The following is a 24,286-nucleotide window of genomic DNA, read 5'->3' on the forward strand; positions in this document are numbered from 1 at the left end:
CCTAGAACATGTAAGTATCAAATCAACTTTTTGACGACTTCGCCTAGGCGTTTACCCAGCTCTTCACACAAGTTACGCTCATCTTGACTCAATAACTGATCATGGCGTGGACCACTGACATGGCTTGCACCATAAGGTGTACCACCCGTTTTGGTATTCGATAATGCCGGATGGGCATTACTTAAACCCATAACCATCATTCCGTGATGAAACAAAGGCGGCAGCATGGTCAGCAAAGTACTTTCCTGTCCCCCATGCATTGAACCTGAACTGGTAAACACACAGGCAGGTTTGCCATGTAATGCGCCATTGAGCCAAAGCGCTGTGGTTTGATCCCAGAAATATTTCATTTCCGACGCCATATTACCAAAACGTGTTGGCGAACCAAGGGCTAAACCTGAGCAATGCGCTAAGTCATCTAAGCTACAGTAAATATCGCCTTCGGCAGGAATACTGGGCTGCACGTCAGTCACCACAGCGGATAAATTTGGAACGGTTCGTATTTTTACCGCCATTCCCGACGCTTCAATTCCATTGGCAATCAAATGTGCCATCTCACGTGTTGAACCATATTTGCTGTAATACAGCACTAGTACATAAGCTTGCGTCATTTTTATAAATTCAATGAAAAAAGAAAACTATACGGTATTTTTCCTATTTTTTGGTTAAGCTAAGTGATGAAAATTGCATAAACATGACTAAAATAACTCGAGACTTGAACGAATGATCGAAGCATTTTTAAAAAAACTTCCCTTTTACGACAAGAAATGGTTTCAGTTTGTTTTATTTGTCATTCGACGTTTTGAAGCCGATCGCTGCCGTGAACAAGCAGGATCATTAACCTATACCACCTTGTTTGCAGTGGTACCCATGTTGACCGTATTCTTGGTCATCATCTCCTCAATTAAAGCTTTAGAACCTGCTCGTCAACAGCTTCAACAATTGATTTATAGTAATTTCCTACCGAAAACGACAATTGCTTTTGATAAAGCACTGAATGCATTCACCGATAAATCCAGTAACCTGACTGTTATTGGTGTACTGTTTTTATTCATTACCACAGTTATGATGCTGACCAGCATTGAGACAGTATTTAACCGAATTTGGCGGGTGCGTGAGACACGTGGCGGCATTATTGGCTTTATGCGCTATTGGACTATTATCTCATTAGGCCCAATCTTACTGGGTAGCGCATTTGTTGTGTCATCTACCTTGGCCTCTATGAATGTCCTCAGCAATAATTTTGCCGGCTATGAACTGGATGGGGCTTTTCTGCTGTGGATCTTGTCTTTTTCATTGACTATTTTAGGTTTTTTCATTCTGTATTGGACGATTCCCAACCGCAGTGTGCCGATTAAGGCCGCGCTGATCGCGGGTGTCTTTAGTGCGGTGGTCTTTGAACTGCTCAAAAACCTCTTTGGCTTTGTCATGTCAAATTTCACCAGTTATCAAATCGTTTATGGTGCATTTGCTGCGGTGCCAATTTTCCTGCTTTGGATATTCCTTTCATGGAATATCGTACTGATTGGGGTAGAAATTAGTTATGCACTGACCGCTTTCAATTCGGGCAACGACCAAAAACGCCATCCTGTGATTATGTTGATGGATTTGCTTGAATTATTTTATAAAAAGCAAAAACTCGGTCAGAGCGTGACAGAAAAAGAAGCACTTGAGGTTTTAGGGCGTGATGAAATCGGCCGCCTGCCAAGCTATATTTTATTGTTTGAAGAGCAACACCTGATTAAACGTACAGATGATGATCATTATGTTTTAGTTCGTAATTTAACCCAAGTGGACTTTTGGAGTTTTTACAGTAAGCTGCCCTATCCGCTCCCTAAACGGCAAGATTTAGGTCGCGTCGATCCAGATGATTTTTGGATGGAAAAAATTGGGCCGCAATTGGTCGAATCTGATGATTATCTTGCGGCCAAACTCTCGATACCGCTTGCGACTATTTTTGAAGAAAAATAAGCGTAAATAAAAAAAGGAGAGCCGTAGCTCTCCCTTTTAATTTATACATGATATTAGATCGCTGTGCACTGATGTCCCATCAATTTAGACAACCACCGATGCAAGGTTACCGTCATCACTCCAACCATTACTAAGGCCGTTCCCAAAATAAAGTTCAGTTCAATCGTTTCGTTTAAGATCAATACGCCAAAGACCAGTCCAAAGATTGGGGTAAGGAATGAAAAAACGCCCAGACCATTGGCCAGATATTTACTTAATAGCCAAAACCAAAGCATCAGGCTAAAAAATGAAATAATGAGCACATGAAAAATCATACTGCTGATGGACAACACCGTCCAATGTACAGTCATTTGTCCTGTCAGCCACGCCACGGGTAATAAAAATACACAACCACCAACCAATTGATAAAACAAGGTCTGAGTCGGAGGTGCATTAGAGAGTTTGGTGAGTCTTAATGAAATAGTGGTCAAGGCCCACATCACCCCTGCAAGTAGCGCCATCGCATCACCCAACAGTGCTTGAGTGTTGACTGTAGTGCTACTTTCACGTCCCATAAACGATAGAACAATACCTGAAAAGGCAATAAAAATACCGACCCATTGGATCGCTGTGAGTTTTTCTTCAGGCAACTTCCAATGTAAACCTAATGCCACAAAAATCGGTGCGGTATAGAGCAAGACAACGGTATGTGATGCAGAGGTATAGCGCAGGGATTCTGCCACTAAAATAAATTCGGCTGAAAATAAAAACGACACCCAGATACCCGGCAGCAAGTATTCGCGTGTATATAAATGTGTTCCCGGCTTAAGACGAATCAGTGGAAAGACCAACAGCGCAGCCAAACCCGATCGGATGGCAATTTGCATGATCGGCGCAATATCAACCGCGGCCAATTTCAAAATGACCTGTTGAATCCCTAAAATCATGCACAAAATAATCATCAAACCAGAAGCTTTTGCATCTAGCGCCTTACGCTGTTCCACACTATTTACTCGACAATACGACACGCAACACTATAGAACTGTCAGAAATAAAATATATACTTCAAAATAGACAAGTGATCTTCTTATTCAGGCAAAATTTCTCATGCGTCATAAAGCTCGTGCAGATCATACGCAGTTGCAACAACTTCCCACCAACGATGAAATTCAAGCAGCACTGTGGATCAGTTTTCGTGACGATCCTGCACTGTCTGTTTATCCCGTTCATGGACATGCTTGGGGCGAGTTTGTCTATGCCTTTAATGGCGTAATGGAAGTGAACATCAATCAAATAGACTATATTACCCCTCCACCTTATGGTATCTGGCTTCCCCCACATTTAGAACATAGTGGTTTAAATCGTACAGCGGTTTCACATGGAACCTTATATGTACATGAATCGCTATGTACTCACTTACCGAAACAACCGGGGATTTTACTCAGCTCACCTTTAGTTACAGCGATATTCAGCCATTTGCGTCTGTTGCATCAACAAGCCGATCTCATGGAAAATACGGCCGAGTATCAACGCTTACTCCATGTGATCTTAGATCAACTGCATCAAGCCAAACTGGTCAGTAGTTATTTACCGCATTCGGATCACCCTGCCCTCAAACAGCTGCTTGATTATTTACATCAACATCCTGCAGATCAGAGCGCGCTTGAGCAATTGGCACAGCGGATAAATATGACGGAACGTACTCTTGCGCGTTATTGTCAAAAAGAACTTGGGATGTCACTGCATGAATGGCGACAACGTCTCAAAGTCATGAAAGCCATGTCCATGCTCAACGCAGGCCAAACCATCGAAAATATTGCCTTAGAACTTGGCTATGCCAATGCCTCAGCGTTTATAAATATGTTTAAAAAATGGATGCTTTGCACCCCAGATCAGTTTAGGAAATCTACCTTAAAGCCCTAAATGTGTTTAAATTTAGCTATAAGGGTCTCTATAAAGTGATTCAACAATCCGTTAAGATCAAAAAATCTACGAAAAATGATAAAGACTCCATTTCGAATGAATAAAAAAACCATTTTAGCGCTGTGTTTATCTGCCGTATTTTTAATGGCTTGTAGTTCCAAAGAACAGCGTGAATTTAAATCCGCGCTCAAAATAGCTCAAAGTGGTGATGCGACCGCACAAATGAAAGTGGGTGATTTATACCTCAGTGGAACGGGCACAGAACAAAATATCGAACAAAGTGTACATTGGTACAAAGCTGCTGCGGATCAAGGCACTACGGTCGCATTTGCATGGTTAATGACTCAAGCCTACCAAGGAAACTCTCATGCAGATCAAGTGATTCGAAAGATGCAGCAAGATGGCAATATTTTCCTTGCACACTGGGTGCTAGACCTTGCAAAAAAAAACTCATGATCCTGCTGCTGAATATACCGTTGGTTGGATGTACGACACTGGAAAAGGCTTAATTCAAGATAAGCACCAAGCGCAAATTTGGTATGAAAAAGCTGCCAAACAAAAGAATGTCGAAGCGATCAAAGTCTTGGGAAATCAACATTATTTTTCTGAACATCCTTCGTCAACACCCGACAAAGCAGCTGAATATTTAAGCTATGCCGCAGAACAAGGGCAAGATGCTGACGCGGCGATGAAAATGGCACATTATTATCATTATGATATTCGAGATGGTGAAAAAGCGCGACTATGGTATGCCAAAGCAGGTGCATTGGGAGACACCGACTCACAGCATATGGCCGGCACCTATGAAACATGGAAAGACATTGGTCCTTTACAACCAAATGAGCCACCGCCATCAAGTAGCACTGAATAGATCAATCAAAAAAGGCTGCATTAAGCAGCCTTTTTTGTATTTCGTTCACAGATTATTTGACAAAAGTTGTCCAAACAAAATCCTGATTTTTGCCTTTCAGGGTCATTTTCAACTGCTCACCTGACTGTAGTGCCGCGACACCTGCAGGCGTACCTGTCATGACCACATCACCCGCTTCAAGACTAAACACTTGGCTAATATCGGCCAGTAATGTACCCACATCAAAAATCAGCAATGCAGTATCACCGTTCTGACGCAGTTCATCATTGACATGCAAGGTATAATGCACATCTTTCCAATCTTGAACCACTTCTTGGACATCGATCCAATCCGCAAGGATGCAAGAACCATCATAAGCTTTGGCACGTTCCCACGGCTGACCTTTTTTCTTTAAGTCATCTTGTAGATCACGCAAGGTCAGGTCTAGCCCCAAAGTCACAGCTCCGACTGCTTCTAAGGCTTTGCGTGGATCAGTTTCAGCCGATAAAGGACGATCAATACGTAAACTTAATTCACATTCATAGTGACAACTGCCCCATACAGGATTCCATGAGATGCCTTGGTCTAATGCGGTTAATGCACTTGGCGGCTTCATAAAAAGTACAGGACGGTCAGGAATTGCATTGCCTAATTCTTTGGCATGATCTGCATAACTACGACCGACGCAAACAATTTTAGATGGACGTGACTGCATACGACTCCCTCTTTTGTTATGAATAGATTGTCTTAGTGTTGAAAAGTATTGGTAAAAATCGCTTGGTCCGCAGTATCTTTAAATGCACTTTTCGGCACAATAATCACGGTTTTATTTTTCAGCTCAAGCATATAGGTCAATTTGCCTTCAGCAAAATTTGCCACTTCAGCATAATGAAAGACATTCTTACGCCCATTGGCATGAATTTCTGCATAGTCTTGAAATAAATCAATACCTTGTTCACTTTTGCCTAATTGGTATTTTACAAACTGGCGTTTAAACATCATCGGTAAAAACCAATAACGCATGATGCCTTGAAGGAGTAAAAAGAAAGCACCCAGCCCAATATAGTATGCACCGACACCATCTACACCCAAGTAAAAACCCCAGATGATAATCCCAAGGCTAATCGCTGGCGTTAAAAAACGCGTAAATTGCTTTTTGCCAAAAGTTGCTAGTGCAAAACCATCCTGTGATTCTTCTAGATTTAAAAAATAGCGCAGCGATAATGCAGGTAGATTTTCAGACATAAGCGTATGAATATTTAAAAATGAATTGCGCTAAATACTACACCACAATTCAAACTTGCTTCATGCTTTTTAATGGTCGGTTGTAACACTTCACTACTTCCCTTCCCTCTAGAAATACGTTAAAAACAGCAACAAATAAAAGATTGCATACGCAGGATGTGACATGCAGATAACAAAAATAATCATGGTACTGGTGTTTCTGAGTGGACTGAGCATATCGACCAGTTGGGCCAAATTCGTTCAATGGCAACCCCAGATTCCTAGTAGTTTGGACTTGTTTAATGGCAATGCCAAAGCCTTGGCAAATCTTGCCGGTGATCACATCGTGATTTTTGCACATCCCTCACAGCAGATTAGTCTGCCCACGATGAAAGGAGGCCAAAAAGTCATTGGTAAATTTCAAAGTGCCGCCGTGGTTATCCCAACCAACAGCAAAAATGTGGCGAGATTACTCAGTAATTATCCAAACTATGCCGGCTTATTTCCCACGCTAAAATCTGCTGAGGTTTTGCAACAGCAAGGTTCAACCAGCCAAGTTGAATATCGCATCCATATTCCAACACCAATTCCGGTTTTAAACTTTAAAGAAACCGTGGTGATGCAGCACCAAATTGATCACAACAGCATTAATAGTTTGGTTCTACAAGCACCGGTGCCCTTTGGTGCAGGGAAAATTGAATGGTTTGAGATCGATGCTCAACACACCTTGATTAGTGTGACCCAATGGGGCGATTTAAATCAGCCCAAAGGTTTTTTGTTTAGCAAAATATTAAATGCCTTACCCGATGCCAAATTAGGGATTCCTGCGGGAACCAATGGTTTTTTACTCGAATCATTACAGCGCCAATTTAAAGCCTTTAGCAGCGAAACTCTCGCTGCAAATCAATTACCTGAACTCAAATTAAATGCCTCTCAACTCGACAAAGTCACCCAATTAAGTCAAAGCTCAAAAGAACCTGTGTCCTTTATTTTGACAGCGCAACGCGTTCCCTTTGGGCAAAATTATGAATTGATGCGCTTTAGCACCAGTTTTCAATATTATGCACAAGAGCCTTCGAGCTTACAGCGCTGGATTAATGTGTCTTCGTTCAAGCACTTATTTCCAAGACAAGTTAAACATATGCAAGTGCAGAAAATTAATCCGCACCTCATGGATGCCGACTATAAAATTTCGGTGGGTTTAGGTGTGATCAATATTCCATTTGATTTTAAAATGCGTTTTAACTATCCCGACTTACTGCAAAATCAATATACCGCGACAGGTGGGGACTTAAAGTTTGTCCGAGGTGCCATGCATATTCGCCCCTTACAACAAGGGTCGTTATTACAATTGACCAGTGCGATGAAGATTGATGACAAAGCGCCTTTTTTACTTCGTGCTATGCGCAGTATGCCGTATCACGACATGTTGCCGGCTTTAGGCGGAAATACGGTCTTTGCACTTAAAGTTAAACAGAAGTTAAGTTAGAACCTTGATTGATGAGCTGAATTTATTGTTTTTAGCTATATTTCAGACACAAAAAAACCGCAACATGTGCGGTTATTTCAATCTTGATCAAGTTGGTGCGCTCAGAGAGATTCGAACTCCCGACCCCTTAGTTCGTAGCCAAGTGCTCTATCCAGCTGAGCTATGAGCGCGACGTCTTGATGAGGCTCATTATACGTGATTTTTATTTTTTGTTAAGAGCTTTTTCATATAAATTTAACCAAACGCACAGCAAATAAACAATTACCCTTTAAACACGCTAAAAATCAGCTAGATTTAATTTTTTAAAGGCTTTTGCATCACGAGTTTAGAATCTACAGTTAGCTGTAGTCACGTATAAATGCTCAAGATAAATAACAAATCTATCGCCATCATTGAATCGCGGCTTCAACTCACCCAACTTTTCTTTATCTTAGCTTTAAAAAAATGCATGACCATGAACAATTGAAATGAGGGTTAATCTATTGAAGAAAGCAAAATGAAATATACTGATAGTTTGTCTTATGAAATAGAACGCTTTATACAATCTAAGTAAAAGACAAAAGACAAAAGACAAAAGACAAAAGACAAAAGACAAAAGACAAAAGACAAAAGACAAAAGACAAAAGACAAAAGACAAAAGACAAAAGACAAAAGACAAAAGACAAAAGACAAAAGACAGGCTGCATCAAAACGATAAATCACAGGCACAAAAAAACCGCAACATGTGCGGTAATTTGTTCAAGTTGGTGCGCTCAGAGAGATTCGAACTCCCGACCCCTTAGTTCGTAGCCAAGTGCTCTATCCAGCTGAGCTATGAGCGCGTAACTTGTGTCGTCTTAAAAGACTACGTTTTCAGATTTACTTATTGGTGCGCTCAGAGAGATTCGAACTCCCGACCCCTTAGTTCGTAGCCAAGTGCTCTATCCAGCTGAGCTATGAGCGCGACATAAGTAAATCGTGGCGGTGAGAGAGGGATTCGAACCCTCGATACAGTTGCCCGTATGCATCCTTAGCAGGGATGTGGTTTCAGCCACTCACCCATCTCACCGTAACGTGCCGCCATAATACAAAGATCATGATACGACTGCAAGCACAGTCGTTATATTTTTTTCATTTTTTTACTCAATTAGATATTTTTTAAACGATTTTCAAAAAATTAGTGCAAAATTAGTTCAGCACGCGCTGCTATCCCCTACTTTTCAGCTTTAAACATTATAAAATATCGGCATAAAACACTTTATTGCAATCAATTGCGTGCAGTATCTGCTTGCATGACTTATGCTAATCCTAATCTTCTGATTTGAAGCCAAATACATATGAAAAACTGGGTCGACCCTGAAGCAAAAGCTGAAGCCGAACGTTATGACAATCCAATTCCAAGCCGTACTCTAATTCAAGAGACGATTGAACAACTGAAAACTGCAATGTCGCATGCCGATCTTGTAGAACATTTTGAAATTGCCGATCAAAAAAGTATTGATGCACTGAGTCATCGTCTGATTGCGATGGTTCGAGATGGTCAGTTGATGAAAGATGGATTTAAGTTCCAGCTTGCAGCTGAGCAACCGACTCATGAAGCAACGGTTTATATCAATTCAAAAGGTTTAGGCACAGCCAATATTAGTGGTGAAGATGACCTTTTACTTCCTGAACGTGAGTTGCGTCAGGTGTTTAATGGTGACCGTGTTAAAGTCCGCCAAACTTCGGTAGACCGTAAAGGCAAAGCATGGGGCTTTATTACTGAAGTTCTACAGCATCGTGTCAAAGAAATTATCGGTAAAGTGTCTGAGTATGAAGGTGAATATTTTATTCAGCCGGCAAATCCCAATGCACACCAACCGATTACTTTAGAAAAAGAATTAATCGAGCATGCCAAAGTCAAACTCGGCGACTCTGTACGTATTGCGATTGACAGCTACCCAACCAAAGAAGAATTTGCGACAGGTCATATTGTTCAGTCGATGGCTGATAAAGCAGACACTGAAATTATTATTCCACAAACCATTTTAGAGTTTGGTTTACCTTACGAATTCCCTGAAGCGGTACAACAAGAAGCCGACAGCTTTAAAGAACCATCAGAACAAGACCGTGAAGGTCGTGTCGATTTACGTGATTTAGCACTTGTCACCATTGATGGTGAAGATGCACGCGACTTCGATGATGCCGTGTATGCGGAAAAACGTCCGGGTGGTGGTTATCGTGTTGTCGTGGCAATTGCCGATGTCAGCCATTATGTACGTCCGGGTAAACCGCTCGATGACGAAGCTCAAGAGCGCGGTACATCGGTGTACTTCCCTCATTTTGTATTGCCGATGTTGCCTGAGGCGCTGTCGAATGGTTTATGTTCTTTGAACCCACACGTAGACCGTTTATGTATGGTCTGTGATTTAAACTTATCTCGCGCGGGTCGTGTCACTAAGTTTGAGTTCTATCCGGGTGTAATGCATTCAAAAGCTCGTTTGACCTATACTCAAGTGGCCGAATATTTTGAGGGTAATAGTCAAGCCATTCCTGAAGACCGTGATGTGCGTAAATCGGTCAATACCTTATTCCAATTGTATCAAGTGTTGAAAGGCTTACGTGCTGAACGCCACGCGATGGAATTTGAAACCGTTGAAACTTATATGACCTTTGATAAGCTAGGCGGTATTAATGAAATCCTACCGCGCAGCCGTAATGATGCACATAAGCTAATTGAAGAATGTATGTTGTTGGCAAACGTCGCAGCGGCAGAATATGCATTAAAAAATGAAATTCCAATGCTGTACCGTGTGCATGAGCCACCTGAGTTTTCACGCATTCAAAAGGTTCGTGATTTTGTGAAGTTATTGGGGCTGCCATTCCCTGAACAGCCGACTCAAGCTGACTATCAAGCCGTGATTGATGCCACCAAAGACCGTATTGATGCTCCAAGTATTCATGCCGTTTTACTCCGCTCAATGATGCAAGCCTATTATGGCGCGAACAATGCAGGTCACTTTGGCTTGGCTTATGAAGCGTATACGCATTTCACATCTCCAATCCGTCGTTATCCAGACTTGTTACTTCACCGTGCCATCAAAGCACAATTAAAGAAAAAACCTTACCCAATTTCTGGCGCTTCGCTGGATGATGCTGGTGAACACTTCTCTGCGACTGAGCGCCGTGCAGATGAAGCATCACGTTCTGTTACTACATGGTTGAAGTGCCATTACATGCAGCAACATTTGGGTGAAGAGTTTGTCGGTACCATCAGTGCAACTGCTGAATTTGGCCTGTTTGTAACGCTCAAAGACTTATATGTTGATGGCATGATCCACGTCAGCCAATTGGGTGATGACTTCTTCGTCTATGACCAACCGAGTCAGAGCTTAATTGGTCAATCTCGCGGTCAAGTTTTCAGTCTAGGCGATGAAGTTAAAATCAAAGTCGCTGGTGTAAATCTAGAAGAGCGCAAAATCGACTTTGAATTGATTCAACAATTGAGTCATGCAGGTCGTGCTATTCGAGCGCGTGCCCCTCGTGTTGCAAAGCCTACAGCCAAAGAAGAAGTCTTTTCAGAGCGTAAAACCAACGCTGCTGAAGATGGAGAACAGCCCATACGACGCAAAAAATCGAAATCTAAGCCCAGTTCATTCGGTAAAAAGCCTGCTAAAAAATCTGCAAGCAAATCTGAAGCAAAGGCTAAAGATAAAGTGAAGAAAAAATCCAAACCGAAAAAGAAAAAATCCAATGCAAAATCATCTGCGGATTAAGGTTGAAAGAAAAGAGCGCTTCGGCGCTCTTTTTGATTCTTAAGGTCAGTGAAGACTTCGCGCCCTCTGCAGAAGATGAATAATTCCTAATTTAGTCTTGATTTAACCCGCAACAAACCCTACATCTATAAATAACTCAGGATTTATATGAAGTAAAAAATATGACTTTAGAAAAGGCAACATTGCCCGTTCCTCAATTTGATCAAATTACCTTAGATCAACTCAAAGAAAAAATTCAAAATGCGATTCAACACGGTCAACAATTTCTAAATGAACTGACGATTGTTCCAGATTCGGTACAAAAACAACTAAATACGTTAGAACAGGTCGATGACCTTGAAAATAATATGAGTGAAGCTTGGGGCGTGCTGTCGCATCTGAACGCCGTGATGAATAATGCTGAAACTCGAGAGCTCTACCAATCTTTATTACCCAGCCTGAGTGAGTACTATACGCAGCTAGGTCAACATACAGTGTTGTATCAAACGTATCAGCATGTACATGACAACAGTGTATTTGACACGCTTCCTGCAGCACAACAAAGCGCGATTAAACTTGCGTTACGAGATTTTAAACTTTCAGGCGTAGCCTTAGAAGGTGAAGCGAAAAAACGCTATGCAGAAATATCTGCACGACTTTCACAGTTATCATCAGACTTTTCCAATCACGTATTGGATGCCACCCAAGCCTACTTCAAACCTTTAACTGAAGCGCAGCTCAAAGGACTACCTCAAGGCAGTATTGAACTTCTGAAACAATATGGTCAGCAACGCGAACTCGAACAGGCTGTAGCCACACTCGACTTCCCGTCTTATATTGCCATTATGACCTATGCAGAAGACCGCGAAGTGCGTGAAGCACTCTATAAAGCCTATACCACACGTGCTTCTGATCAGGCAGACTCTGCTGAATTTGACAATACAGCGGTCATGGAAGAAATATTGAAGCTACGTCTGGAAATGGCTAGCCTGCTTGGTTTTAACAATTACGCCGAATTGTCCTTGGCAAGCAAAATGGCACCCGATGTGGCAACTGTAGATCAGTTCCTGATTGAACTGGCAGAACATGCGCGTGTGCCAGCAGAGAAAGAAATCGCTGAACTGAAAGCCATTGCAGCGCAAGACGGTATCACTGAGTTACAACCGTGGGATGCCACTTTCTACTCAGAAAAACTCAAAGTTCAACAGTTTAATTTGTCACAAAAAGACCTGAAGCCCTACTTCCCTGCACCTAAGATTATTCAAGGCTTGTTCAGCATTGTAAATCGTCTCTATGGCATCAATGTAATCGAGCGTGAAGCGCCTGTTTGGCATCCCGATGCACGTTACTTTGAACTTGAAGATCAAGGCAGCGTGATTGGCGGTTTTTACTTTGACCTGTATGCACGAAGCGGTAAACGTGGCGGCGCATGGATGAGCGGCTTCCGTTCACGCATGCAAACTGAAAATGGTCTGCAAAAACCAATTTGCTACATGGTCTGCAACTTTACCCCACCTGTCGGTGAGCAAGCTACTTTACTCACTCATGATGAAGTAACGACGCTGTTCCACGAATTTGGTCATGGCTTACATCACATGCTCACTGAAGTCGATAATATTGCTGTGGCTGGTACACATGGCGTGGCGTGGGATGCTGTAGAGCTGCCAAGTCAATTCATGGAGTTTTGGACTTGGGATCAAGAAAGTTTAGATTTACTTAGTGAACATATAGAATCAAAGCAAACTTTACCAGCCGATCTGTTAAAAGCACTACAAGATGCGCGTTTCTTCCAGTCAGGGATGCAAACGTTACGTCAAATTGAATTTGCCATGTTTGACTTAAATATCCATAAGGCCAACCCTGCTTTGGACGCTACAGGCATCCAAAAAACCTTAGATGATATTCGTCAAAAATATGCAGTTGCACCCACCACTTCATACAACCGTTTCCAACATGGTTTCAGTCATATCTTCGCAGGTGGTTACGCTGCTGGTTATTATTCATACAAATGGGCAGAGGTTTTGGCAAGTGATGCCTTCGACCGATTCGAAAATGAAGGAATTTTTAATACTTCGACTGGCAAGTCGTTTAGACAATTTATTCTAGCAGTTGGCGGAAAAGATACGGCACTTGACGCATTTATCAATTTCCGCGGACGCGAGCCAAAAATAGATGCTCTGCTGCGTCATCAAGGTTGGACGAACGCATCTAAAAACGCTTAAACTAGGGACCTTAGTTAGATTCAAGGTAAGTATGATGACCATTAAACGACGCTTCATTGCAGGTGCAAAATGTCCAAAATGCCAAGCGATGGACCGGGTTGTCATGCTGACCTCTGGCGAAGACGAATGGATCGAATGCATTGATTGTGGTTACAGTGAAAATCGACCGACTCATGTCGATCAACCTGAACAACCTGCCGTGCCAGACGATATCGGTGTGATCCAATTTAAGCCACGTCAGCCTAAATAAAAATTAAGGTCAAGCAATGACAGAAGATCAAAGACATAATCCAAAATTGTTAGTTGGAATCATTGGGGGCTTAACGTTATTGATTGCTATCTTTTTTGCATATCAATGGTTAAGCAGCAGTACAGCAGATAAATCTGCGCTTCAAGAAGAAATGGTCGCTGCACCGGCTAAACCGCCTGTTGCAGTCCCAGTCCAATCTGAAACTGAAGCATCAGTCCCTGTCGCAGAGACTGAAACCCTTAAATTGGTCGAAGAAGACATTTTAGATGCAGCTGTACCTGAAAATGCCTCTTTAGCCAAAGAAGAAATTGCCAAATTAGATGACATTCAACAACAATTGAATGATCAGGAGCAAAGCTTAAAACAGCAACATTCAGATGCAGATGAGCTGATTAAACTGAAAGAAGAACAAATTAAATTACTCGAAGCACAGTTAGCGCAACAAGCAAAATAACTGACTTCTGCTACACCATGCGTACTTATAGGCTAGAATATCATCAGATTTTCTAGCCTTTTTGTTATGTCCACTACTACAACGCCACAAAATATCCCCAAAGCAATTGGCTTTCTCATGCTGTCAGCGCTGCTTTTTTCCATCATGGGGGTTTGTATACGCTACGCATCCCACACAGTAGATAATGCCACCATCGTATTTTTTCGCAATGCGGTTGGCTTATTGATCTTTCTACCTTTGATCCTACAAAAGGGCAGCACATTTTTTAGAACTGAAAAATTGTGGATGCATACCTGGCGTTCAATCGTAGGCTTGGTGGCAATGTATGGCTTTTTTTATGCCATTGCCCACTTAAAACTCTCCAATGCCATGGTCTTCACCTATTCCTCGCCGATCTTCATCCCCTTAATTGCATGGTTATTTTTAAAAGAAAAAATGACCCTGAGTATGCTCATTGCCGCAGTCATTGGTTTAATCGGCGTGCTCTTCGTCGCAAAGCCCGATGCAGGAATGTTTAATCAGTTATCACTGATCGGACTGACCGCAAGCTTCTTGGCAGCCATGGCATTTGTCACTGTCCGTGCCCTTACAGCAACCGAGCCGCCTGAACGCATTGTGTTTTATTTCTGCTTTTTTGGCACGCTCATTTCCATGATCCCGATGTTCTGGCTTTGGCGTCCTTATAGTTTAAAGGAGTTAGCCTTTCTGATTACAGCGGGGCTTTTGGCCAATATCAGTCAAATTTTTATGTCCAATGCCTATAAGCTTGCACCCGCAGGTCAAATTGGCCCCGTGAACTATATCGCGATTATTTTTGCGGGTATTTGGGGCTTTGCCCTGTGGCAAGAATTGCCAGACATTTACAGCCTATTCGGCTTTGCTTTTATATTTTTAGCGATTTTGCTTTGTAGTCCGATCCTACAAAATAAGTTTAAAAAGTCGTAAAGATCTCATTCATTTACTATCAATCGCGCGTCCCCTTATTCAATAAAAAAGCACCCGAAGGTGCTTTTTTATAGCTCACTGCGAATTTATTGGTACCAACCAAACAGTTTCAGAATATAAGGCGCATAAGTCACGATCACCAAAGCTGGGAACAATACAAGGATCGGTAAAATCCAACGTTCATAGCGATAATAGAAATTGGTGTATTGGGCTTTTGCTTCTGCATCTGCTGCCCGCACCTCCTCATCCCCGACGGAGAGTCGTGTCAACAAGTGATTCAGCGCTACAGGTGGCGAAACATAACCGAGCTCAAAGGCAACCAAAACGATCATCCAGAAGTGAATCGGATGAATACCATTTTCATAAGCTACTGGTGCAATCGTTGCTGCAACCAAAATCACTGCCCCGAATGGATCTGTCGTCATACCAATAATCGCCAACAACAATGCGATAAAGGCCAATGAAATATAGATATTGCCCAAATGCGTTGGTAATAATTCAACGATTTCTGTACGTTCAATCAAACCGCCGACACTTGCCGACAAGGCCATTAAGATAATTAATGCGCCAATGTGTCCAACCGTTTCTGAAGAAGCAAACCAAATTGAACTACCGAAACCACGACGGTTAGCCCCATGTCCACCATGTTCACGCATGAACTCAGAACTTTGCTCATGTTGTAAGCTGAGTTGTTCATGTGCATCTACAGTTTGCGAAGTAAAACGATCTGCAAACCAACGGTCAAACATAATGTAAACAATCAGAATGATCGGTAGAACCACAGGGGCAGTGAATTCATCCATTTGCGTATCTAAACCGTACTTGTAGAAAGCAATCACAAGCAAGGTCAGTACGATATACGGAATCACGGGAATGAATGCTTTCAGCATGCCCGGAATAGCCACTTTCGGCGATGCCACACGGAAACGTGTTTCTGCCAAGAACAGTGAAATACCCAAGAACAAGAATGCTGTGAGCCAGAACACATAGATACCGTGATCAAATAGCTCATCTGACGTCACATGGCGGCTATCAAGCATCGAGATCAGGATAATCAATAGACATGGACGGATGACCACACCTAAGGAACCTGACATTGCAGATACAGCGAGTGCAAACTGACGACGAGAGCCAGAGTTCCACACTTCTTTATAAATAATTGCACCGGCTGCTACAACGAAGATCCCGGAAGCGCCGGTATAAGCGGTTGGAATCGCCGCGGCAATCAGAATTAACCACGTCAAGGTCTCAGGTGCTAAGTTCCATGGACGTAAAATCCACAAGAACAAATCCATCACGCGCGTTTGGGTCAATAACATTCCGGCCCAAATAAACAGTGCAAGGTTCAGGAAAATCCCGGAGAACTCGACCAACTGTCCAAGGTAAATCCCCTGACCCATTGGATAGTCCATAAAGAAGGTAAACGCCACACCCGTAATAATCGCCATAAAGGCATACAACGGTACACTCAATAGCGCAAAACCAATATTCCCCGGACCCGGCTCTTTCGCAGCAGGTGGTTTAAAGAACTGATAAATACTGATGAGCGTGACAATACCAAACAAGGCTAACCACAACCAATATACCGCCAAGGTTTCTGTGGTCGATTTCACCCCAGAATTTAGGACTGAATTAAACTGACTATATACCGAGAAGGTTAATAGGCCATTCCCAATCGCCATGAATAAAGCATAGACTTTATAATCCAAGCGTGTTGTTGGCGCACGTAGACCAATATGATGGAACTTCACTGAAGCAGTAATGGCAGACACCAAGACCATCAGTAAAAGAATCAATACACGGTTTTCGGAACCAAATTTAAAGATGCCAAAGAATGTCGTTTCAATCGCACGATAAGTACGAATACTTGGATGCTCATCTAAATAAGCTTTTGCTTTGTCATAAAATTGGAATTTTTCTTCACATTGCTGTACACCTGCCATGACTGATGCACGTACATCAGATTCAGATGCTGTACCAAAAATATCTGCAAATTCGTCAGCCGCATTGGCTTTCATTTGCGTTTGCACCATTTTATCTACATCTGGGTGGCGGTCACAATCTGGCTTGGTCGGTTCTGCACGTAAAAATGAATACTGCATCCCAATGCTTTCATTACCATACAAACGTTCACCAGTACGCAGAAGCTGACCATGAATCATCTCCCCTGTCCCGATAATCAATGTAAGCAGAAGCAAGATCAACACGACTAGAGTCGAAATCCATTCTGTCCAGACATACCTTAACAGCCCGACGATGCCGGATCTGTTTTGTGTATCATTTTGCATGAGTCTTCCTATTTTTTATTTTGGAGCCTAGCGGGGCTAAGCATCCTTTTCCTTATCGGCTCGAGAAGTTCCTTTCCCTGACCTAACTGTTTTATTATTACGTTTAAATTTGCATCAATATTCAAAACATTAAAATGACAATATGTATTTTCTTTTCGGTTTTTTTTGTCAACCCAATCACCTAAAGTGCGCTAGCGATCCCAGAAATAATTACCAATAAGATAAAACACGGCGATGACAATGCCCCAAATCACCCCCAATAAATGAGCTTCGACTAAAACGGGGCTTCCTATTAATTCAGCCGTTCCGGTGTTCCCCACGGTATTTTCCCACACCAATTTTGCCAAAATCAGCAACAGAACAAAGGCTGCAAAATTTCGCTCCCGTTTATACATTAAATGTACGCAAGCGACTGCAACATAAGCGCCATGCAAGACACCAGATAATCCTGCATAGGCTTCAATATCGGGGAGGAAAAAATAGAAACTCAGACTAATTAAAGGGGATAAAATCAATAAAATGGCAACAAAATGCCATATTGAAACTCTTGGAAAAATAAACGGTAAGCAGATAAAGGCCAACATATTTAAAGCAAAATGAATCCAACCGACGTGAACCCAATGCGCGGTCCATAAGCGCCAAAAGTCATGAAATAAGTCATCTTGCCAGTAGATAAAATAGTCTTTAAATACCTGTAGCGAGGCACAGATCGAAACGAATACGGCAAGAAAGACAATTTTCGGAATTAAAAATTGTGTTTTCATTTTCGCTCCTCCTGTACCTCACATTTGGACTACATGCTTTATTAATTTGTTGCAGCGCCACTCGTTTCTGTAGCACTACTGGTTTCAGCATCGCCACTAAACAAATCATCGAGTTCTGAACTATTGGCACTTTCATCCCAGAAATGTTCCATACCATCATCGCCGGTACGAACGCCTGTATGTTCAGTCCAATAACGATCTGAAATCCCTTTCACCATGCTTTCAGCCATACTATCGATGAGCTTAAATTGTGGGTTAACAGGTTTTTCATCGCTACGTGCCTGTGCAAAAGTACGTAAGGCATCACGGATTTTCGCATCATCGCCACTGGCTTGTGCAGCAACTGCATATAACGCATGTGACAGTCTTACGCCTTTTTGCTCACCAATTTGCGCCGATTGTTTTAAGGTTTGGTATGGATCAGGTTTTCCATCTCCTGCACCCGGCAATAACGTCCAGATCACAGCGCGGGTTGCATTTGGTGCGCCCCAGAATTTTTCATTATTCAGACACACCATACCGCGTTCAACGATCGCAGCAATGTCTTTAGGAACGTTTACCGCCCCACCTGAGTTAATATCATTGGTCATGGCCTGTAAGCCACTTAACATTCCCAACATATACACTGTTTGGTCAATGTCGCTGTTCATTTTTGGACAGCCTTCACCTAGACTTTTCTTATACTTCTTTTCAAAACGATCTTGAAATAATTGATAGCCGGTATATTGACGCTGTGCCGCAAGTGCCGCCCAACGCTTTTGCTCAACACGGGCATCCTGTGCTTCGGTCACTTGGTTGGCTTTAGATGCACGTAAATAGCGTAACTCTGCGTCCAAGGCTTTTTGTTCTGCACAAATCCCTGCTGCTGAATACATCAACACAGCCACACGTGTTGGGTCTGCGCCCATATCTTTGGTGGCCATAATAGCTGGAGTTAATGAATTACCTGAATTACACACCATTTCAGCATCTTCCATGGCTAAAATGGGTGGCACAATATGTTTTTCAGTAAATCCGAGTGCGACATTAGCACCGGTTTTTACAACCTGCGAACAACCCGCGAATAATGTACTTGTTATTGCTACAACTGCCACACCCTGGCATATTTTTTGGACGCTCGACATTTTCCTGTCCTCTATAATTGTGTTTATGTCCATCACGACAAACATATCAGAAGCAAAAAATGAATAAAAGAGTATTTGCTCTAATTTGAACGACACACTGTGCCATGAATCACGCTGAATGCAATTGACTGATTTTTTAGAAAGACTAAATTTTAGGCAAAAAAAAGTAGCATAGCGACGGTTCGGCACATGCTACTTATTAACTGTGAAAGCGTTTGACTGCTTATTTTTGAGTTAACTGTTCCTTCAGCACTGTTCCTAGTCGTCCTATAACAATTGCTAACACAATCGCTATTACCAGAAACATCCAAGTTGGCATCATCATGATGATTTCCTTTAACGGCTGTTGGTAAGGCTAATATATAGGCAGAGAATCAACACACAGCTTAAAATTGTCTGACAATTTAAATATTTTGCCAATAAAATCCAATCCTGTCAGACAAGAATATTTTAAACACAAGATAAGATAATGAAATATTTGAATTTTATTGAATTTTAAAAATTAAGGCTGTCTAACAATTAGATCATTTTGGCCAATACTTTGAGTGATTTCCACTGTTTCAATGACAATTGATCGCGCCAAATAATCACCGGTTTTGCACGTGCATGCATAAAGTACACCACAATATACATTTGATGATCCAAAATATGGCTAATTTGAACACGTTGTACTGGGCGGTTCAGTCGTTGCAAAGACCAATCAGTTCCATCCAAATATTCTAGACTGGTGACGTGTAAATGCTTACGGAAAAACAGAACATAAACCACTAGCCCGATGAGAAAAAATATCCCCCAAAGCATGGGCGTTAGTAACTGATAAAGCAGCGTCATCAATACCGCAAAAATAAAAAACTGAAACGCATGCGATAAAAAACTGCGTTTCAGTTTGAATTGCCGATTATCCATGAACGTAATGTTTTAATTTTTGAATAAACGTTTTTAATTCAGGACGTGGCGGTTCACTAACTTCCATAAACCAATCCAACAAATCTGGATCTTCTGCAGCAACGAGTTCTGCAAACATGTCTTTTTCAGCTGCATCGGCTTGTAAATAGTAATTTTTGACGTAGGGATCAAAATAAATATCAATCTCTTTTAAACCACGACGTGCACGGTAGATCACTTTACGCTCTTCTAAGCTGATTTCATCAGTCATTGTCTTCCCCAATCGTTGAACCCGTCTAGTGTAACTCATCCACCCCATTGAAGTGGAGTGTTTTCAAAGATTGACCGAATGCTTCATCGCATTTCCTGCTTTTGAATGTTCTGCACATTGCAGTCACTCGCTGCATCTTATAAGTTGAGACAAAGCCATAAAAATGAATAGGATATTCAAAATGCAATCTGGAGCGATTCGCCCACTCAACAACATGCTGCCACGTCAATTATTTAATGCAGAACATGATGCATTTCGTGAAACAGTACGAAAATTTTATGAAAAAGAAGTTGTGCCCAATATCGAAAAGTATGAAAAACAACAACATGTAGACCGTGACTTATGGAATAAAGCCGGTGCCATGGGCTTGCTTTGCCCGACCATGCCCGAAGCTTATGGCGGCTATGGTGTAGACCGACTCTATAGCATGATTCTGATTGAAGAGCAGGCCTATGCTATGGACTCCTCTACCGGCTTTTCACTGCATTCCGACATCGTGGCCAATTATATTCATAACTTTGGCAATGAAGAACAAAAGCTGCATTGGCTGCCGAAAATGGCTTCTGGCGAAACCGTGACTGCCATTGCAATGACCGAACCGGGCACAGGTTCAGACCTACAAGCCGTACGCACAACTGCTACAGAAGATGGTGATGACTATATTATTAATGGGTCAAAGATTTTTATCACCAATGGCTATTTATGTGACATGGCGATTGTGGTCTGTAAGACAGGCAATAGTGAAAAAGGCTCAGCTAATTTATCGCTAATTATCGTCGAGGCAGATCGCGTCGGTTTTAGTAAAGGCAAACCTTTAAACAAAATTGGCATGAAAGGTCAGGATACCTGTGAACTGTTCTTTGATAATGTCCACGTCCCTAAAAGCAACTTACTCGGCATGCAAGGTATGGGCTTTATGATGCTGATGAAGGAATTGGCTTGGGAGCGTATGTTGGTTGCGATTATTTGCCAAGCCGGTGCAGAAGCAGCCTTTGCGCACACAGTTCAATACACCAAAGAACGTAAGGCATTTGGCAAGACCGTATCAAGTTTCCAAAACACCCGTTTTAAATTGGCAGAACTACGTACTGAGATCGATTTTTGTCGAGCTTATCTAGATCGCTGTATGGAACTACAACTTGAGGAACAGCTCGGTATTGACGCTGCAGCCGCTGCTAAATACAAAATTTCAGAAATGTTTTCCAAAGTTGTGGATGAATGTCTGCAGTTGCATGGTGGCTATGGCTATATGCTTGAATATCCAATTGCTCGCGCTTATATCGACAATCGTGCCAACCGTATCTATGCCGGAACCAATGAAATTATGAAAGAGCTCATTTCCCGATCTTTATAACAACAAAGCCCATCATCAGATGGGCTTTTTACATTCTTTCGATATCAACTTAAATCATTCACAAAATCACAGATCAGTGCAGTGACCAAAGCAGGTTGCTCTTTGTGCGGCATGTGATGAAGCCCTTCCAAAATCTCTAGCTCGGTATCGCCTTGTATACCCGAAAAAAGTTTCTGAGCTTGTGCTGTCGTCCCGTATTCATCCAGTTCTCCATGAATGATCAAGCTTGGACACTGTACTTTTCCAGCATAATGCTCGAGGTTCCATTGACGAAAACTCGGTGAGAGCCAAGTTTCAGTCCAAGCATCCAAAACCCATTGGGCTTTATCCCCATGGTATTTAGCCAAGCGTTCAAGCTGTCCAGGCTGCGCAAACCCTGTTTTAGCTTCACGTATACCCGATAATGTGAGTTCTTCCACTTCATACTGTGCTGATATAGTAATCAGACCTCGACATTGTTCAGTATATTCACTGGCAATCACAACAGACATTCCTCCGCCAACACTATGCCCCATCACGATAAACTGTTGAATGGAATAATGTTGAAGTAGCGCCTTAAAGCCCTGCTGTGCTTCGGCATAGACAAAATCAGTACTTAATACATCAGGATTTGCTGACGAACGACCAAAACCCAACCGATCATAAGCAATGACCTTTCTGCCAGACGCAGAAGCCAATTGCGCAGGAAAATCACGCCACAAATCCACACTCCCCAGTGAATCATGCATCAATATAATCGGAGCCAAAGTTGCATCATTATCTGCTATTTCAGGCTGCCAAGCTTTAATATATAGCTCATAATCATTTAATTTTATAAATTCTGAATGTTGTTGAATATTCACATTAACCCTGTGTGCTTTTCCTTATTTCAACATGATATATTTTTCGACAAATAATACGCATCAAATAAAACCCTAAAGTCACTCATTTAAAGCAAAAAAAGGAGCATCATGCTCCTTTTTTATGTAATAGACTTAAGAAACTAATCTGGGTTTAGCAGCCACTTGATCAGACTTTTTTTCAAATTTCAGCACTCCATCTTCAAATGAAGCATGCTTTAATTCTTTACGATCTGCCAAATAGTTATTGCTGACTTTCCACGGTGCATGTTTACCCTGTTTTGGCATCACATCTGCTGCACGTGCAATATAGCCTGAAGTCAAACTTCCCATTACGGTATCTTCTAACAACTCGGTCGCATCGCCTTGTGGAATCACTTGGTTATAACCATTTTGATCCATATAGTTAATCAATTTACAGATGTATTCAGAAGCAATATCGACTTTTAATGTCCATGAAGCATTAATATAGCCAATAATCATCGCCATATTGGGTACATCACTGACCATCACGCCATGGTACAACATATGTTTAGAGGTATTTAATGGCTGTCCATCGATTGTGGCACTAATCCCGCCTAAAATTTGAATATTTAGACCTGTAGCTGAAATTACTACGTCCGCATCAAGATGCTTGCCTGATTTCAATTGAATGCCATTTTCAGTAAAACTTTCAATTTGATCGGTTTCAACAGATGCACGGCCTTCGCGTAAAATTTTAAACAAATCACCATCTGGCACCACACAAAGGCGCTGATCCCAAGGATTGTAATCTGGGGAAAAGTGCTTCATATCCACTTTACCTTTCAACTGCAACTCAATTGATTTTAATAAAAATTTACGGAGTAATTTAGGTTGCTTTTGTGCAACAGCATAAACAGCCCGTTGGACACCGATATTTCGTGCACGGGTAAGTTTATAAGCAACATCTTCAGGTAATACTTTACGCATCTTGTCATAAATGATGTCAATAGAAGGTACTGAGGCAATATAAGTTGGAGAGCGCTGTAACATCGTTACATGAGCTGCACCTCCTTTTGCCATGGCAGGGACCAAGGTAATCGCTGTTGCACCACTGCCAATAATGACCACTTTTTTACCTGCGTAATTAAAATTTTCAGGCCAATGTTGTGGATGAATAAAGGTACCTTTGAACTTTTCTTGCCCTGCGAACTCAGGTTGGAACCCTTGGTCATAATTATAATAACCCGTACAGCCAAAGACGAAATTTGCAACCCAGGTTTGTTGCTTCTTCTTCGCATCTTCAATAACAACAGACCACTTACGAGTCTGTGAGTCGTAATTTGCACTCACAACACGGTGTTGAAAATGAATTTTTTCTTTAATCTTATATTCGTCAATTACTTCAGAAAGATAGCCTTTGATCGAAGGCCCGTCTGCAAGCACACTAGATTTTTTCCACGGCTTAAAATTAAAGCCAAAAGTTGACATGTCCGAATCAGAACGAATACCAGGATATTTAAAAAGATCCCATGTACCACCGAAACTTTCACGACGTTCAATAATTTCAAATGAACGATTAGGACAATTTTTTGAAAGATGAGCAGCCAAACCTACACCGGAGATACCTGCACCTACAATGAGAATATCAACTTGTTTTTCCATGTTGTTCTTTTAACCTATCTTAGATTTATATTTATTAAATCACATTTTTGACAATGAACAATGTCAAGTTTAAGCAAAAGGCGTTTTATTTTTATCTTTTAAGGACAAATTGAAT

Annotated in this window: 22 protein-coding genes and 4 tRNA genes; 11 read left to right on the plus strand and 15 right to left on the minus strand. The window is 41.7% G+C overall.

The features are described 5' to 3' along the window. Nucleotides 1-17: 17 nt before the first annotated feature. A complete protein-coding gene (wrbA, locus tag FTU34_RS10470) occupies nucleotides 18-611 on the minus strand; it encodes an NAD(P)H:quinone oxidoreductase (RefSeq protein ID WP_180035680.1) in 594 nt (197 codons plus the stop codon). A gap of 112 nt (nucleotides 612-723) precedes the next feature. Between wrbA and FTU34_RS10475 the strand changes: the two genes are divergently transcribed. Next, entirely contained in the window at nucleotides 724-1,971 is a 1,248-nt protein-coding gene (locus tag FTU34_RS10475; protein ID WP_180035679.1) for a YihY family inner membrane protein, read from the plus strand. A 53-nt stretch (nucleotides 1,972-2,024) separates the two neighbouring features. Here the strand turns inward: FTU34_RS10475 and FTU34_RS10480 are convergent, their stop codons facing one another. Beyond that, nucleotides 2,025-2,954: a DMT family transporter gene (locus tag FTU34_RS10480; protein WP_180035678.1), complete on the minus strand. Its 930-nt coding sequence runs from the start codon at nucleotides 2,952-2,954 to the stop codon at nucleotides 2,025-2,027. A gap of 103 nt (nucleotides 2,955-3,057) precedes the next feature. On the opposite strand from FTU34_RS10480, the gene FTU34_RS10485 reads away from it, so the two are divergent. From FTU34_RS10485 to FTU34_RS10495, 3 genes are all read left to right on the plus strand, one after another. Further along, complete coding sequence (locus FTU34_RS10485; protein ID WP_180035677.1) at nucleotides 3,058-3,873, plus strand: helix-turn-helix domain-containing protein; 816 nt, start codon at nucleotides 3,058-3,060, stop codon at nucleotides 3,871-3,873. Between the two features lie 96 nt (nucleotides 3,874-3,969). Further along, a complete protein-coding gene (locus tag FTU34_RS10490) occupies nucleotides 3,970-4,329 on the plus strand; it encodes an SEL1-like repeat protein (protein WP_180035676.1) in 360 nt (119 codons plus the stop codon). Then, on the plus strand, nucleotides 4,310-4,744 hold the full coding sequence (locus tag FTU34_RS10495) for a tetratricopeptide repeat protein (protein ID WP_180035675.1): 435 nt from the start codon (nucleotides 4,310-4,312) through the stop codon (nucleotides 4,742-4,744). The genes FTU34_RS10490 and FTU34_RS10495 overlap by 20 nt, the downstream gene beginning before the upstream one ends. A 52-nt stretch (nucleotides 4,745-4,796) precedes the next feature. Here the strand turns inward: FTU34_RS10495 and FTU34_RS10500 are convergent, their stop codons facing one another. Continuing rightward, nucleotides 4,797-5,438 (minus strand): fumarylacetoacetate hydrolase family protein, encoded by a 642-nt coding sequence (locus FTU34_RS10500; protein ID WP_180035674.1) that lies wholly within the window; start codon nucleotides 5,436-5,438, stop codon nucleotides 4,797-4,799. 32 nt (nucleotides 5,439-5,470) lie between these two features. Further along, nucleotides 5,471-5,968 (minus strand): YcxB family protein, encoded by a 498-nt coding sequence (locus FTU34_RS10505; protein ID WP_180035673.1) that lies wholly within the window; start codon nucleotides 5,966-5,968, stop codon nucleotides 5,471-5,473. A gap of 163 nt (nucleotides 5,969-6,131) precedes the next feature. Between FTU34_RS10505 and FTU34_RS10510 the strand changes: the two genes are divergently transcribed. Next, the gene (locus FTU34_RS10510) at nucleotides 6,132-7,436 is read left to right on the plus strand and encodes an SRPBCC family protein (protein ID WP_180035672.1); all 1,305 of its coding nucleotides are present in this window, start codon (nucleotides 6,132-6,134) and stop codon (nucleotides 7,434-7,436) included. 93 nt (nucleotides 7,437-7,529) lie between these two features. Here the strand turns inward: FTU34_RS10510 and FTU34_RS10515 are convergent. The 4 genes from FTU34_RS10515 to FTU34_RS10530 form a co-directional block, all read right to left on the minus strand. Continuing rightward, nucleotides 7,530-7,606: transfer RNA gene (locus FTU34_RS10515), tRNA-Arg, on the minus strand. A gap of 574 nt (nucleotides 7,607-8,180) precedes the next feature. After that, a tRNA-Arg gene (locus tag FTU34_RS10520) sits at nucleotides 8,181-8,257 on the minus strand. Between the two features lie 45 nt (nucleotides 8,258-8,302). Continuing rightward, a tRNA-Arg gene (locus FTU34_RS10525) sits at nucleotides 8,303-8,379 on the minus strand. Nucleotides 8,380-8,394: 15 nt separating this feature from the next. After that, nucleotides 8,395-8,484, minus strand: a tRNA-Ser gene (locus FTU34_RS10530). A gap of 268 nt (nucleotides 8,485-8,752) precedes the next feature. Here FTU34_RS10530 and rnr point away from each other — a divergent pair. From rnr to FTU34_RS10555, 5 genes are all read left to right on the plus strand, one after another. Further along, nucleotides 8,753-11,170 (plus strand): ribonuclease R, encoded by a 2,418-nt coding sequence (gene rnr / locus FTU34_RS10535; RefSeq protein ID WP_180035671.1) that lies wholly within the window; start codon nucleotides 8,753-8,755, stop codon nucleotides 11,168-11,170. Nucleotides 11,171-11,331: 161 nt separating this feature from the next. Further along, complete coding sequence (locus FTU34_RS10540; protein WP_180035670.1) at nucleotides 11,332-13,371, plus strand: M3 family metallopeptidase; 2,040 nt, start codon at nucleotides 11,332-11,334, stop codon at nucleotides 13,369-13,371. Between the two features lie 40 nt (nucleotides 13,372-13,411). After that, entirely contained in the window at nucleotides 13,412-13,621 is a 210-nt protein-coding gene (locus FTU34_RS10545) for a YheV family putative zinc ribbon protein (protein ID WP_171256675.1), read from the plus strand. Nucleotides 13,622-13,637: 16 nt separating this feature from the next. Beyond that, nucleotides 13,638-14,075, plus strand: a complete 438-nt coding sequence (locus FTU34_RS10550) for a hypothetical protein (RefSeq protein WP_078192446.1) — start codon at nucleotides 13,638-13,640, stop codon at nucleotides 14,073-14,075. A gap of 66 nt (nucleotides 14,076-14,141) precedes the next feature. Next, nucleotides 14,142-15,020, plus strand: a complete 879-nt coding sequence (locus FTU34_RS10555) for a DMT family transporter (protein WP_180035669.1) — start codon at nucleotides 14,142-14,144, stop codon at nucleotides 15,018-15,020. An 86-nt stretch (nucleotides 15,021-15,106) separates the two neighbouring features. Here FTU34_RS10555 and FTU34_RS10560 read toward each other — a convergent pair whose 3' ends face one another. The 5 genes from FTU34_RS10560 to FTU34_RS10580 all read right to left on the minus strand — a co-directional run bounded on the left by FTU34_RS10560 (nucleotide 15,107) and on the right by FTU34_RS10580 (nucleotide 20,352). Next, nucleotides 15,107-17,308: a TRAP transporter large permease subunit gene (locus FTU34_RS10560; protein ID WP_180035668.1), complete on the minus strand. Its 2,202-nt coding sequence runs from the start codon at nucleotides 17,306-17,308 to the stop codon at nucleotides 15,107-15,109. A 191-nt stretch (nucleotides 17,309-17,499) separates the two neighbouring features. Beyond that, on the minus strand, nucleotides 17,500-18,072 hold the full coding sequence (gene rrtA, locus FTU34_RS10565) for a rhombosortase (RefSeq protein WP_078192449.1): 573 nt from the start codon (nucleotides 18,070-18,072) through the stop codon (nucleotides 17,500-17,502). Nucleotides 18,073-18,113: 41 nt separating this feature from the next. Further along, nucleotides 18,114-19,196 carry a hypothetical protein gene (locus tag FTU34_RS10570; protein WP_180035667.1) on the minus strand — a complete coding sequence of 361 codons (1,083 nt, stop codon included), beginning with the start codon at nucleotides 19,194-19,196 and terminating at the stop codon, nucleotides 18,114-18,116. Between the two features lie 519 nt (nucleotides 19,197-19,715). Continuing rightward, a complete protein-coding gene (locus FTU34_RS10575; RefSeq protein ID WP_111885419.1) occupies nucleotides 19,716-20,102 on the minus strand; it encodes a hypothetical protein in 387 nt (128 codons plus the stop codon). Next, nucleotides 20,095-20,352, minus strand: coding sequence for a succinate dehydrogenase assembly factor 2 (locus FTU34_RS10580; protein ID WP_218950071.1), 258 nt, complete (start codon nucleotides 20,350-20,352; stop codon nucleotides 20,095-20,097). Before FTU34_RS10580 ends, FTU34_RS10575 begins: the two co-directional genes overlap by 8 nt. Nucleotides 20,353-20,533: 181 nt before the next feature. On the opposite strand from FTU34_RS10580, the gene FTU34_RS10585 reads away from it, so the two are divergent. After that, nucleotides 20,534-21,706 (plus strand): acyl-CoA dehydrogenase family protein, encoded by a 1,173-nt coding sequence (locus tag FTU34_RS10585; protein WP_180035666.1) that lies wholly within the window; start codon nucleotides 20,534-20,536, stop codon nucleotides 21,704-21,706. Nucleotides 21,707-21,750: 44 nt separating this feature from the next. Here the strand turns inward: FTU34_RS10585 and FTU34_RS10590 are convergent, their stop codons facing one another. Both FTU34_RS10590 and FTU34_RS10595 read right to left on the minus strand, forming a co-directional pair. Continuing rightward, nucleotides 21,751-22,548 carry an alpha/beta fold hydrolase gene (locus FTU34_RS10590; RefSeq protein WP_373686496.1) on the minus strand — a complete coding sequence of 266 codons (798 nt, stop codon included), beginning with the start codon at nucleotides 22,546-22,548 and terminating at the stop codon, nucleotides 21,751-21,753. Between the two features lie 132 nt (nucleotides 22,549-22,680). Beyond that, complete coding sequence (locus tag FTU34_RS10595; protein ID WP_180035665.1) at nucleotides 22,681-24,171, minus strand: NAD(P)/FAD-dependent oxidoreductase; 1,491 nt, start codon at nucleotides 24,169-24,171, stop codon at nucleotides 22,681-22,683. Nucleotides 24,172-24,286: the final 115 nt, after the last annotated feature.

Source organism: Acinetobacter sp. YH12094, from assembly GCF_013419295.1.
In the GTDB taxonomy this organism is placed as follows: domain Bacteria; phylum Pseudomonadota; class Gammaproteobacteria; order Pseudomonadales; family Moraxellaceae; genus Acinetobacter; species Acinetobacter amyesii.

Coding starts and splice junctions, on each gene's coding strand:
- wrbA (WP_180035680.1), bottom strand. CDS start 611: ATGACGCAAGCTTATGTACTAGTGCTGTATTACAGCAAATATGGTTCA.
- FTU34_RS10475 (WP_180035679.1), top strand. CDS start 724: ATGATCGAAGCATTTTTAAAAAAACTTCCCTTTTACGACAAGAAATGG.
- FTU34_RS10485 (WP_180035677.1), top strand. CDS start 3,058: ATGCGTCATAAAGCTCGTGCAGATCATACGCAGTTGCAACAACTTCCC.
- FTU34_RS10490 (WP_180035676.1), top strand. CDS start 3,970: ATGAATAAAAAAACCATTTTAGCGCTGTGTTTATCTGCCGTATTTTTA.
- FTU34_RS10500 (WP_180035674.1), bottom strand. CDS start 5,438: ATGCAGTCACGTCCATCTAAAATTGTTTGCGTCGGTCGTAGTTATGCA.
- FTU34_RS10505 (WP_180035673.1), bottom strand. CDS start 5,968: ATGTCTGAAAATCTACCTGCATTATCGCTGCGCTATTTTTTAAATCTA.
- FTU34_RS10510 (WP_180035672.1), top strand. CDS start 6,132: ATGCAGATAACAAAAATAATCATGGTACTGGTGTTTCTGAGTGGACTG.
- rnr (WP_180035671.1), top strand. CDS start 8,753: ATGAAAAACTGGGTCGACCCTGAAGCAAAAGCTGAAGCCGAACGTTAT.
- FTU34_RS10540 (WP_180035670.1), top strand. CDS start 11,332: ATGACTTTAGAAAAGGCAACATTGCCCGTTCCTCAATTTGATCAAATT.
- FTU34_RS10550 (WP_078192446.1), top strand. CDS start 13,638: ATGACAGAAGATCAAAGACATAATCCAAAATTGTTAGTTGGAATCATT.
- FTU34_RS10555 (WP_180035669.1), top strand. CDS start 14,142: ATGTCCACTACTACAACGCCACAAAATATCCCCAAAGCAATTGGCTTT.
- FTU34_RS10560 (WP_180035668.1), bottom strand. CDS start 17,308: ATGCAAAATGATACACAAAACAGATCCGGCATCGTCGGGCTGTTAAGG.
- rrtA (WP_078192449.1), bottom strand. CDS start 18,072: ATGAAAACACAATTTTTAATTCCGAAAATTGTCTTTCTTGCCGTATTC.
- FTU34_RS10570 (WP_180035667.1), bottom strand. CDS start 19,196: ATGTCGAGCGTCCAAAAAATATGCCAGGGTGTGGCAGTTGTAGCAATA.
- FTU34_RS10575 (WP_111885419.1), bottom strand. CDS start 20,102: ATGGATAATCGGCAATTCAAACTGAAACGCAGTTTTTTATCGCATGCG.
- FTU34_RS10580 (WP_218950071.1), bottom strand. CDS start 20,352: ATGACTGATGAAATCAGCTTAGAAGAGCGTAAAGTGATCTACCGTGCA.
- FTU34_RS10585 (WP_180035666.1), top strand. CDS start 20,534: ATGCAATCTGGAGCGATTCGCCCACTCAACAACATGCTGCCACGTCAA.
- FTU34_RS10595 (WP_180035665.1), bottom strand. CDS start 24,171: ATGGAAAAACAAGTTGATATTCTCATTGTAGGTGCAGGTATCTCCGGT.